Consider the following 12,303-nt stretch of genomic DNA (forward strand, 5'->3'; position numbering starts at 1 on the left):
GAAGTTGTTTCGAGTTCGAACCGCCTAGGTATGATGATTAGGCGCTTTCGTTAAACAATTCGCGACCAATAAGCATGCGGCGAATTTCTGACGTGCCCGCACCGATTTCATACAGCTTGGCATCTCGCAACAAACGGCCCGTATCAAACTCGTTGATGTAGCCGTTACCGCCAAGTAGTTGAATCGCATCCAGTGCCATCTTGGTTGCCAGCTCTGCGCCGTAGAGGATCGCGCCAGCAGAATCTTTACGTGTGGTTTCACCGCGATCACAAGCGGCAGCGACGGCGTAAACATACGCTTTAGCGGCATTCATTTGTGTGTACATATCCGCGATTTTTGCTTGAACTAGCTGGAATTCACCGATGGATTTACCGAACTGTTTACGGTCGTGAATGTAAGGCACAACGATATCCATACACGCCTGCATGATGCCAAGTGGGCCGCCTGCAAGCACCACACGTTCGTAGTCGAGGCCGCTCATCAATACTTTCACGCCTTGGTTTTCTTCGCCGAGAATATTCTCCGCAGGGACTTCGCAGTTTTGGAAGACCAGCTCACACGTATTCGAGCCGCGCATGCCCAACTTGTCGAGTTTTTGTGCTTGAGTAAATCCAGGGAATCCGCGTTCCATAATAAACGCCGTGATGCCTTTGGAGTGCTGGCTTGGGTCGGTTTTTGCGTAGACAACATAGGTGTGTGCATCAGGGCCGTTGGTGATCCACATTTTGTTGCCATTTAATAGGAAAATATCGCCTTTACGTTCGGCTTTAAGCTGCATAGAGACCACATCAGAGCCGGCGCCGGGTTCACTCATAGCAAGGGCGCCGATATGTTCACCGGAGATGAGCTTAGGTAGGTATTTCTCTTTTTGCGCTTGTGAGCCGTTACGGTGGATTTGGTTGACGCAAAGGTTGGAGTGAGCGCCGTAACTTAACGCAACCGAAGCGGATGCTCGGCTGATTTCTTCCATAGCGATAACGTGGGCGAGATAGCCCATGCCTGCACCACCAAACTCTTCGCTGGTGGTTACACCTAAAAGACCCATGTCACCTAATTTGGACCAAAGATGGTTTGGAAAGTCGTTAGTTTGGTCGATAGATTGCGCTAGCGGCGCAATTTCTCTTGCAGCAAAACTATTGATTTGCTCGCGAAGCAAATCGGTATTTTCGTCATAAACAAAGTTCAGGGAAGAGTAGGTAGATTTCATTGCGTGTCCTTGCCTTTACGTCACCTACATCCCAGAGTTGAGGTGTTAGGTGACTTTTTCGCCTTTCATGGATCTCAGTGTGTTTTGGCATCGCAACTGCGCAGCATTTAACTCCATCATTACCGCTTGAATGTCGTTTGCTTGCTGTTGCAATGCTGCCTTCTTCTCTTCGATCAACCGAATCATATAGTTCAACTGCTCAGTACTTTGATCGGTATCGTAGAGTTCAAATAACTCTTTGATATCTGCAAGAGAAAAGCCCAATCGCTTACCTCGCAAAATCAGTTTTAGTCGAATTCGATCGCGACCATTGTAGATTCGTGTGTTGCCTTTACGTTCCGGAGTTAGGAGACCTAAATCTTCGTAGAAGCGAATGCTTCGAGTAGTAATGTCGAACTCTTTCGCGAGCTCGCTGATCTTAAATGTGTTCATTCCTTAACCTTACGACTTTCGTATAACATTTACATGAATATACAATTCGTTAACGTTAAAGTAAACAAACAACATCCACTCTTGAGCCTTGATATCACTCGCATTTACTCGAAATCAAAGAATTACTCGAACAAACAATAACCTCAAACTTGACGTTAACGTAAATGTTAGTATAGTTATGACGTAAACGTCAACAAAAGGTTAATGGAATGAAAAATGAAACATGGATTGTTGCCGCTAAGCGAACGCCTATCGGCTCTTTTCAAGGTGCATTAGCTTCAACAGATGTCACGGAACTCGGTGCGAAAGCCATTCAAGGGGCGCTAGCCGAAAGCCAACTCGATGTGCACAAAATAGACGAAGTGTTGATGGGGTGCGTTTTACCCGCCGGTGTGGGGCAAGCCCCTGCAAGACAAGCAAGCCTTAAAGCTGAAATGCCACAATCGATTGGTTGTACGACACTGAACAAAGTTTGTGGATCGGGTATGAAAACCGTGATGCTGGCATATGACCTTATTCAATCTGGTAATGCGCATGCTGTCATCGCTGGTGGCATGGAAAACATGTCGTCTTCTCCTTATCTATTAAAGAAAGCGCGTGATGGTTTCCGTTTAGGTCACGAGCAAGTGCTTGATCACATGTTTTATGACGGGTTGCAGGATGCCTACCAAGGCGAGCTGATGGGTGTCTTTGCAGAACAGACGGCGCAAAAGTATCAGTTCAGCCGTGAAAGTATGGATGCCTGGGCGCAGCAGTCGGTGACTCGTGCGCAGCAAGCAATCGAACAAGGTTTGTTCAAAGAAGAGATCGTGCCCGTTAACGTAAAAAGTCGACGCGGCGAAACCTTGGTTGTAGATGATGAGCAACCGAGCAAACTCGACGTCACTAAAATTCCTACCTTACGCCCTGCGTTTGCCAAAGATGGCGGCGTAACCGCAGCAAACTCTAGTTCCATTTCGGATGGTGCGTCGGCAATGATCTTAGTCGATAGTGAGTTTGGTCGTCAGGAAAACCTTCAGCCTCTAGCCAAAATTGTCGCGTACAGCTCGCATGCAAGACAGCCTGATGAGTTCACCATCGCACCAGTCTTCGCGATTGAATCGCTGCTGGAAAAAACGGGCTGGGACAAATCGGACGTGGACCTTTGGGAAATCAATGAAGCTTTTGCTGTTGTGACTCAATACGCGGTGAAAGCACTTGAACTGGACGAGAGCAAAGTGAACCCTCGCGGAGGGGCTTGTGCGCTGGGGCATCCAATAGGCGCAAGTGGCAATCGAATCCTTGTCACTTTGATTCATGCGCTAAAACAAACTGGTGGTAAGCGTGGCGTTGCATCGCTTTGTATTGGTGGTGGTGAGGCTACCGCTATCGCGATTGAAATCTGCTAAATCACTCTCAACAAAGTTTCACTTACATAACAGTAGTCAGTAACAAGCTGAAAAATACAAGGATGTCATCATGACAGAACAAGTAAAGCAGTATATCGGTGGTGAATTTGCCATCTCCGATTCAAAACAATGGCTAGATGTAACCAACCCGGCAACCAACGAAGTGATTGCACAAGTACCTTGTGCCACGGAGTCGGAAATGAATGCGGCGATTGCCAGCGCAACAGAAACGTTCAAACGCTGGAAAGAAGTTGCAGCGCCGGAGCGTGCTAGATTGATGTTGCGTTACCAACATCTGCTAAAAGAGCAACACGATGAGTTGGCGATACTGCTTTCAAGTGAGACAGGCAAAACCCTCGCGGATGCAAAGGGTGACATTTGGCGTGGGATTGAAGTCGTAGAACAAGCGGCGAACATTTGTAGCTCAATGATGGGCGAAACGGTGGAAAACGTCGCGACCAATATTGATGGTTACTCTTACATTCAACCGCTCGGTGTTTGTGCTGGCATCACACCCTTTAACTTCCCTGCGATGATCCCATTGTGGATGTTCCCGATGGCGATCGCTTGTGGCAACACCTTTATTCTAAAACCTTCGGAACAAGTTCCGCTGACTGCAATGAAATTGGCAGAGCTATTTGAACAAGCTGGTGCACCAAAAGGCGTATTGCAAGTTGTTCACGGGACCAAAGAGCAAGTCGACCGCATTCTGACTGATCCAGTTGTTCGTGCGATCTCTTTTGTTGGCTCTGTGCCCGTTGGTGAGTACATCTACAAAACAGGTACAGACAACCTGAAACGCGTGCAGTCATTTGCAGGTGCTAAGAACCACATGGTCATCATGCCGGATGCAAACAAACAGCAAGTCATCAATAACCTAGTTGGCGCGTCAGTTGGTGCTGCAGGCCAACGCTGTATGGCTATTTCGGTTGCCGTATTTGTCGGCGAAACCAAAGAATGGATTCCAGAGCTTAAAGAGGCGTTAGCTCAGGTTCAGCCTGGCGCGTGGGATGATGAAACCGCTGGTTATGGTCCACTGATTAGCCCTCAAGCGAAGCAGCGAGTGGTGAATCTGATTAATGAAGGCAAAGCGTCAGGCGCGAATTGTGTTCTGGACGGGACAGACTGCCAAGTACCTGGCTTCCCGAACGGTAACTGGGTGGGGCCAACACTGTTTACTAACGTGACCACAGACATGTCGATTTATCAGGAAGAAATTTTCGGGCCTGTACTGTTAACTATGGAAGTGGATGACCTAGATGAAGCGATTGAACTGATCAATGCAAACCGCTTTGGTAATGGTACGTCTATTTTCACGGCGAACGGCGCTGCCGCGAGAAAGTATCAACACAATATCGAAGTAGGTAACGTAGGAATCAACGTACCGATTCCGGTGCCATTGCCGTTCTTTTCGTTTACTGGGTGGAAAGGCAGCTTCTACGGCGACCTGCATGCTTACGGTAAACAAGCGGTTCGCTTCTACACCGAGACGAAAACTGTCACCGCGCGTTGGTTTGAAGATGACATTCCAAGCGGTCCAAACATGACTATTCAACTTAGCTAATTACTGGATTAGCGACACCTCTAGCCAAGCCCTTCATCCTTTTAGAGGGCTTGGCTCGGATACAAATGCAACGAATTAGACCTTAGGACTTCAAGATGGATTTTGAATTAAACGAAGATCAACTCGCGTTTGCCGAAGTAGCAAAGCAGTTTGCAGACCAAATGTTAGCGCCTCATGCGGCCGAGTGGGATGAAAACCATCACTTCCCTAAAGATGTACTGCGTCAAGCAGGTGAGCTTGGTTTTCTGAGCATCTATACGCCTCCAGAGCATGGTGGCTTGGGGTTATCTCGTTTGGATGCGGCGATCATTTTCGAGCAGTTGGCTATGGGTTGTACCGCGACTACTGCGTTTATGACCATTCACAACATGGCGACGTGGATGATCACCAGCTTTGCCAAAGCCGAAGTGGCGCAGCAATTTAGCGTGGATCTAATTTCTGGTGAAAAGCTCGCTTCCTACTGTTTAACCGAACCTAATGCCGGCTCTGACGCCGCTTCTCTAACGACTAGCGCAGTGCGTGATGGCGATGAGTTTGTCCTCAATGGCGCAAAAGTGTTTATCTCGGGTGCGGGTGATACAGATGTATTGGTCGTGATGGCGCGTTCGTGTGGTGGAGGAGCGGGTGGCGTTTCTGCATTCGTTGTTCCTGCTGATTGCGAAGGCATTAGCTACGGTAAAAAAGAAGCCAAAATGGGTTGGAACTGCCAGCCAACTCGCATGATTACCTTCGAAAATGTCCGCATTCCGGCTGACTATCTGTTGGGTGAAGAGGGAGAGGGCTTTAAGTTCGCCATGCTTGGCCTTGATGGCGGTCGAATCAATATCGCTACTTGTTCCGTCGGTACTGCGCAACAAGCACTGAACGAAGCCAAGCAATATATGAACGAACGCAAACAGTTCGGCCGTTCACTGGCGCAATTTCAAGCGTTGCAGTTCAAGCTTGCTGATATGGCGACTGAGCTGGTCGCTGCGCGTCAAATGGTGCGACTCGCTGCCGCTAAACTCGATGCTCAGCACGCAGAAAAAAGTGCGTACTGTGCCATGGCAAAACGCTTTGCTACTGATGTGGGCTTTAAAGTCTGCGATCAGGCGCTGCAAATTCACGGTGGGTATGGCTACATCAAAGAATATCCAGTCGAGCGCCATTTCCGAGACGTTCGTGTTCACCAAATTCTTGAAGGTACCAACGAAATCATGCGTCTGATCATTTCAAGACGTTTACTCACGGAAGGCGTAGAGCTGCTTTAGTCAGCGAGACACAGCCATACCTAAAGAAATAACAAAGGACTGAAAGATTATGACGGCACAAATCAAATTAGAGCGTGAAGCGCATATCGCCAAGCTCACGATTAGTAACCCGCCAGCAAACACTTGGACGCTTGAATCTTTGAATCAGCTAAAAGAGTTGGCGATTGAACTCAGTAATGATCGCTCTATTTATGCGTTGGTTTTAACAGGCGAAGGCGAGAAATTCTTTTCTGCTGGAGCAGATCTTAATAACTTTGCATCGGGTGATAAATCACAAGCAGCAAACATGGCGTTCGCATTTGGTGAAGCGTTTGAAGCGCTGTCTGCATTCGATGGGGTTTCTATCGCAGCGATTAATGGCTATGCGATGGGCGGCGGTCTGGAAGTGGCGATGGCGTGTGACATTCGTATCGCAGAAGAACAAGTACAAATGGCACTTCCTGAAGCATCGGTAGGTTTGTTGCCGTGTGCGGGTGGGACGCAAAACCTGACCGCGTTGGTAGGTGAAGGTTGGGCGAAGCGTATGATCCTGTGTGGCGAGCGTGTGACGGCCGAGCGAGCGGAAAAAATTGGGTTAGTCGAAGAGGTGGTGGCGAAAGGTCAAGCACTCGAAGCGGCTATGGAGCTAGCACAGCGTGTTGCAGGTCAATCACCGAAATCTGTGTCTGCGTGCAAAACGCTAATTCAAGGTCGACGCAGCCAAACTCATGCAGCTGGGTTGGTTTTGGAGCGTGAACTGTTTTTACAGCTGTTCAATACACAAGATCAGACTGAGGGTGTGAATGCGTTTTTGCAAAAGCGCAAGCCACAATGGACAAACAGCTAGCGGAGGCCAAATGACAGGTACAGTAAATGTTTCAAAACTTGAGTGCGCTGATGGCTCTATTATTGGTGTGCTAGAGCTTGATAACCCAGCAGCTCTCAACGCGTTGAGTTACGTGATGATTGAGAAGTTGTACAAACAGCTTAATGAATGGCAAACGGACGACAGCGTCGTCGCGGTATTCTTGCATGCTCAAGGTGAAAAAGCGTTTTGTGCTGGCGGAGATATTCAAGCGATCTATCGCGCACTTGAAAACAAAGAGCAAGATTTTGATTCTGCGTTTTCAGCGATGGAAACCTTCTTTGACCTCGAATATCGCTGTGACCATCTTATTCATACTTATCCAAAACCGATCATCGCGTGGGGACATGGTTATTTGATGGGCGGCGGTGTGGGCTTATTTATGGGTGCCAGCCATCGCGTTGCAGAAACGACCACACGCTTTGCAATGCCAGAGATTAAAATTGGCCTTTACCCAGATGTAGGTGCGACGTACTTCCTAAACCAGTTGCCAAAACATTTGGCACTGTTCTTAAGTTTGACTGCTTGTCAAATTAACGCAACAGATATGAAAGAGTTGGGGTTAAGCCAATGGATTGCACAGCCAGAAAACAAGCAAGTGCTGCTGGATCTGCTTGCATCGGTAAGTTGGAAAGGTGAAGCGAACATCAACGAAAAAATCGCCACTACGCTGCGTTCGGTACACGTGGACGAGCCAACCGAAGGGATGTTGATGCCCTATGCGGAATTGATTGAGCAATTATGTTCGGGTGACTTAGCGTCAATTGTTGATGCAATCAGCCGTGCTAACGTTGATAACAAGTGGTTCGTCAATGCGCAAAAAGCACTGAACTATGGCAGTCCGTTGTCGCTCAGTATCACTTATCAGCAGTTAACGCAGTATCAAAACCTCTCTTTGAAAGCGTGTTTTGATATGGAATTTAACCTAACACTACGTTGTGGCTTAGAAGGTGATTTTAGAGAAGGGGTTCGTGCGCTGATTATTGATAAAACCAATCAACCGACTTGGCAACATCGCACGGTTTCTGACGTAACGCCACAAGTTTTGGAGCGCTTCTTCTCGCCAATTGACTCAGCAGAATACCCACTGACCGCATCGTCGGTAGCTATAGCGGCACTTTAGTACAAGGAAGAAATACGATATGGACAAAATTGCATTTATTGGCCTTGGTAACATGGGTGCGCCTATGGCTAAGAATCTACTCAAAGCGGGCTTGAATGTCGAAGTATTTGATTTGAACCCAAGCGCAGTTGAGGAGTTGACCGCATTGGGCGCTTCAAGTGCCGGTTCCGTTCAGCAGGCAGTACAAGGTGTGGAGGTGGTTGTCACTATGCTGCCAGCGAGCCAACACGTTCAAAGCGTTTATCTTGGTCAAGATGGCATATTAGATAGCGTCGAATCAGGCACCTTGCTGATTGATTCATCCACCATCGATCCTGCGACTGCTCGTTTGGTTGGCGAAAAAGCATCGCAACTTGGTATCAGTTTTGTTGATGCACCAGTATCTGGTGGCGTTGCGGGCGCAGCAGCAGGTACGTTAACTTTCATTGTTGGCGGCTCACAAGAGAACTTTGTTCAAGCCAAAGCGGTGCTTAGCCACATGGGTAAAAACATCTTCCATGCGGGCGATGTTGGAGCTGGTCAGGTCGCGAAGATCTGCAATAACTTGATGTTGGGCATTTTGATGAGCGGCACCTGTGAAGCACTCAATTTAGGGATGGAAAACGGACTCGATCCCAAAGTGCTTTCCGACATCATGTTGCAAAGTTCAGGGCGTAACTGGGCGCTAGAGCTTTATAACCCTTGTCCAGGTGTGATGGAAAATACGCCTGCAAGCAATGGTTATCAAGGCGGCTTTATGAGCCAGTTAATGGCTAAAGATCTGGGTCTTGCGATGGAAGCGGCAGTTGCCAGTCAAACATCGACGCCAATGGGCAGCTTGGCTCGTAACCTGTTTAATTTTCACAACGGTCAGGACAACGGGCAAAAAGATTTCTCAAGCTTGTTTGAGTTCTACCAAAAGCAAAATCAGGCCTAAGGAGTGCGTATGGATCTAGCAAATAAGGTTATTGCGATCACGGGGGCAGGGCAGGGGCTGGGTAAACAAATGGCACTGTCACTGGCGGAAAATGGCGTTCATCTTGCGCTTATCGACCTCAATTCAGAGCAACTGGCTGAAACGAAAGCGGAATGTGAATCTCTCGGCGTTACCGCTCGTTTTTATGTGACGAACGTGACTGACGAACAGCAGGTATGCACTGCTTTTGAGCAAATTGAGGCAGATTTCAAGCAGCTCAATGGCGTTATCAATAACGCAGGTATTATGCGTGATGGTATGTTCATTAAAGTCAAAGATGGTCAGGTTAACACGATGTCGCTGGAACAATTTCAGTCTGTTCTAGATGTGAATGTAACAGGCACTTTCCTGTGTGGCCGTGAAGCGAGCAAGGTAATGCTGAACACCGATAGCAAAGGGGTTCTGATCAACATATCCAGCGTTGCGCGTGCCGGGAATATTGGTCAAACCAACTATTCAGCATCTAAAGCGGCGGTAGCCACCATGGCAACGGTGTGGGCGAAAGAGTTAGGGCGTTTCGGAATTCGCTCAGTGGCGATTGCTCCGGGTGTCATCAAAACTGCCATGACAGACCAAATAAAACCTGAAGCGATGGAACGTTTAATCGGAATGATTCCGGTTGGACGTTTAGGTTTGGCGGATGAAATTTCATCGACCATAAAATACGTGTTAACCAACGAATTCGTGACCGGACGAGTGTTCGAAGTTGATGGCGGAATGCGAATGTAACCCCTTCTGCAACATAAAAAAGGGGAGCGAGTTTGATTGTTCGCTTCCTTCCATTTTCTCCTTTCTTTTATTGCTTCTATCTGAAAAATGTATTGGATGCATCGTCGACTGCTATCTCATCGAACGGTATAAAAATTGATTCTATTTCTAATGTGAATGGTTAGTTCTATATTGCTTGTCATGTAAATGTATCAACTCACAACTAAGACGATCTTTTGTCTCACTAACGAGATCGTCATTCTTGGTGTGTAAAAAACATTCTTATTGGTCATATTGTAACCGAAAACTATTTCGGCATCTAAAGATGGTGATTTATTATTCAGCGCAAAATACATGGGAATATGAGGCTGACTGAATAACCTTCAGTTGTCTTAATAATAAATAATCAGAATTCTCAATTACACTGAAGTAACTACCCATTAGGGAAGAGCAATAATGTCACTATTTCATTCGCTTAGGACTATGCCGCTATTATTGGGGTGTCTGTGTTTTTCTGTTCAGGCCTCCACAGAAAAGGTGGAACAGGAAGGTAAGTTTTTACAGTCGTTAGAAGGCATCGAAAATCAAATTTACGCATTACCTCAGAGTTCTTTAGCTTTGATTGAAGCGTTAGAAGAAGAGTCTTTACTACAAAACCAACCAACAGCGCTGTTGGTGCGTTACTGGCTTGCCAAGGCCACGGTTTTAGAGCTGCTAGGGCGCGTAGAAGAGAGTCAGAGTGTCGTTCAAAAAGGATTGGAGCTTGTGCGTCCACAGAGCCATGAGTATCTCCTGTTTAAGTTGATTCAGATGCGAACTATGGTTGGAAAGAGCGATATCGATACCGCGCTTTCTGCGTTGGATAGCTTGTTGGAAACATCGCGTGAGAATGGTGATAAGCAACTTGAATCAGAAATCCTGTTGCTAAAAGGACGCTATTACGATGAGCAAGGTGAGTTTAAAAAATCCTATGCTGCACTTATGTCGTCCATGGATGCGGCTGAATCTTCAGGTGTTCACGGGCTGGTAGAACGTGCAGCACTAGAGCTAGGTGACGTACTTGTCAAAATTCAGGGTTACGACCGATCTGAGGCGCTTTTGGAACAAGCATATCGCTATTTTAGGGATAGGCGTATGTCGTTCAATGAGTTGTTGAGCGTTTTGACGATAGCGAAACTTCATAAAGCACAGTTCCAATACGAAGAGGCGATAGCGTCATATCAGCGAGCGTTAAAGCTGGCTCAAATTATCGGTGATGGACGCTTTAGATTTCGAGTTAACCTTGAACTTGCAGCTTTATATCGCGAGACGAATCAAGAAAAGAAGATGGTTAACCACTTGAAGCTGGCAGAGAATTTACAGTACAGAGAAACGTCTAGCGCGTATTTGGCAACATTTAAGTTGTTACAAGCCGAATATATGTTAGAGCAGCAGCAATTTGAAATACTTTTAGCGATGATCGCGCCAATGCTGCCGGAGATTATAGAGAGTCGATACGTCAAGCAACAGCAAATGGAGCTACTAAAAGTCGCCGCTATGGCCTATGCGGGAAGCAATGACTTTAAACTAGCATTCGAAACTTACGGTAACTATCACGATAAATTTATCCAATTTAGCAATCAAAGAGAAGTTGAAAATCTTGAGCGCCAGCAGACGTTATTTGAGTTGGAACGACTTGAATATGAGAACGAAGATCTCAACTGGAACAATGTTTTGCAGCGTATGGAGCTAGAAAATAACCGTCGTACTTTTTACTTATTGGGTGAAGCGCTACTTGCGCTCATCGGTGTTCTATTTTTGATGGCGGTAGTATTTCTCGTCGTCAATCGCTCGCGTTTGAGAATGCGTCGCCTCGCAAAGACAGACACATTGACAGGGTTGTTCAATCGCCGTTTTTTAGAGGACTGGTTCACTAAGCCAGTAGAAGTGAGGCGTGAGCGAAAAGAGAAACCGGTACATCAATCTAAGCAAGAAAAAATACAACACTTTGTTTTTGAGCAAGTCGAGCAAGTTAAGTACGGTTATCTAGCTTTAAATAAATGGGTAGATAGCAAACTCGATAAACAGAAAATGGTGCCAAATAAACCACAATCGGGGCCAGTAACTTTAGCGTTAATCGATGTGGATTATTTCAAGCAGGTAAATGATACCTATGGGCATGTGTTTGGAGATACCGTACTAACGGGCGTTGCCAAAGTGTTGGAGGAAACTGTGCGTGAGAACGACATTGTTGCTCGCTTTGGTGGTGAAGAGTTTGTTGTTGTTATGCCCAATACAGACCATAAAAACGCCCTTATTACTGCAGAACGTTTACGTAGCGCTTTATCCCTACATGGCTTTGTTACGGAACAGAAAGAAGAAGTGAGAGTGACCTGTAGTTTTGGAGTCGTTACCACTGAAGATAATGAGATGAGTTTTAAATCACTTTGCGATCAGGCCGATAAATTGCTTTATCAAGCAAAAGCGAACGGACGCAACTGCGTGAAAGGTCGCTCGCTAGCGTAACAGAAATCAAAAGTTCAGGCTCATCGCACGATGAATCTGAACTTATCCCTCCCATTTACTTTGATAGCCAAGTGACTTTGAGATCCTTGCTTCGAATATAAAACGCTGAATCTAACATCTTAAAGTCACTTGGCGATATTACTTAAAAATGGCTTAAGGATATCGAATCGCATATTCATGGCGTTCAACATAACCTCTCTTTTTGCCTCCTTCACCTTCAAAGTGCGAATGCCACTTGTGTCTACAAAACTATAACAAACTAGTGTGTCTATTCTTTGTACAAATAAACCGCGTACAGGTGAAATGATTAGTGGTCGATATAAATTT

10 protein-coding genes are annotated in these 12,303 nt (G+C 46.5%); 8 read left to right on the top strand and 2 right to left on the bottom strand.

What is annotated here, in order from left to right; genetic code table 11:
- Positions 1 to 37: 37 nt before the first annotated feature.
- Positions 38 to 1,207, bottom strand: coding sequence for an isovaleryl-CoA dehydrogenase (locus R7Z78_RS09060; RefSeq protein WP_104976170.1), 1,170 nt, complete (start codon positions 1,205 to 1,207; stop codon positions 38 to 40).
- Between the two features lie 45 nt (positions 1,208 to 1,252).
- Positions 1,253 to 1,639: a MerR family transcriptional regulator gene (locus R7Z78_RS09065; RefSeq protein ID WP_005373242.1), complete on the bottom strand. Its 387-nt coding sequence runs from the start codon at positions 1,637 to 1,639 to the stop codon at positions 1,253 to 1,255.
- Positions 1,640 to 1,848: 209 nt separating this feature from the next.
- Between R7Z78_RS09065 and R7Z78_RS09070 the strand changes: the two genes are divergently transcribed.
- The 8 genes from R7Z78_RS09070 (at position 1,849) to R7Z78_RS09105 (ending at position 11,976) form a co-directional block, all read left to right on the top strand.
- The gene (locus tag R7Z78_RS09070) at positions 1,849 to 3,027 is read left to right on the top strand and encodes a thiolase family protein (protein ID WP_104976169.1); all 1,179 of its coding nucleotides are present in this window, start codon (positions 1,849 to 1,851) and stop codon (positions 3,025 to 3,027) included.
- A 70-nt stretch (positions 3,028 to 3,097) separates the two neighbouring features.
- A complete protein-coding gene (locus R7Z78_RS09075) occupies positions 3,098 to 4,591 on the top strand; it encodes a CoA-acylating methylmalonate-semialdehyde dehydrogenase (protein WP_005382664.1) in 1,494 nt (497 codons plus the stop codon).
- Positions 4,592 to 4,686: 95 nt separating this feature from the next.
- Positions 4,687 to 5,841 carry an acyl-CoA dehydrogenase family protein gene (locus tag R7Z78_RS09080; RefSeq protein ID WP_104976168.1) on the top strand — a complete coding sequence of 385 codons (1,155 nt, stop codon included), beginning with the start codon at positions 4,687 to 4,689 and terminating at the stop codon, positions 5,839 to 5,841.
- A 49-nt stretch (positions 5,842 to 5,890) separates the two neighbouring features.
- Positions 5,891 to 6,667, top strand: coding sequence for an enoyl-CoA hydratase (locus R7Z78_RS09085; protein ID WP_017633670.1), 777 nt, complete (start codon positions 5,891 to 5,893; stop codon positions 6,665 to 6,667).
- A gap of 10 nt (positions 6,668 to 6,677) precedes the next feature.
- Positions 6,678 to 7,808, top strand: coding sequence for an enoyl-CoA hydratase/isomerase family protein (locus R7Z78_RS09090; protein WP_104976167.1), 1,131 nt, complete (start codon positions 6,678 to 6,680; stop codon positions 7,806 to 7,808).
- Positions 7,809 to 7,827: 19 nt separating this feature from the next.
- Complete coding sequence (mmsB, locus tag R7Z78_RS09095) at positions 7,828 to 8,724, top strand: 3-hydroxyisobutyrate dehydrogenase (RefSeq protein ID WP_104976166.1); 897 nt, start codon at positions 7,828 to 7,830, stop codon at positions 8,722 to 8,724.
- Between the two features lie 9 nt (positions 8,725 to 8,733).
- On the top strand, positions 8,734 to 9,492 hold the full coding sequence (locus R7Z78_RS09100) for an SDR family oxidoreductase (protein ID WP_065275226.1): 759 nt from the start codon (positions 8,734 to 8,736) through the stop codon (positions 9,490 to 9,492).
- Between the two features lie 462 nt (positions 9,493 to 9,954).
- Complete coding sequence (locus tag R7Z78_RS09105) at positions 9,955 to 11,976, top strand: tetratricopeptide repeat-containing diguanylate cyclase (RefSeq protein WP_373924804.1); 2,022 nt, start codon at positions 9,955 to 9,957, stop codon at positions 11,974 to 11,976.
- Positions 11,977 to 12,303: the final 327 nt, after the last annotated feature.

The organism is Vibrio sp. 1167, assembly GCF_033340375.1.
Classification (GTDB): domain Bacteria; phylum Pseudomonadota; class Gammaproteobacteria; order Enterobacterales; family Vibrionaceae; genus Vibrio; species Vibrio alginolyticus.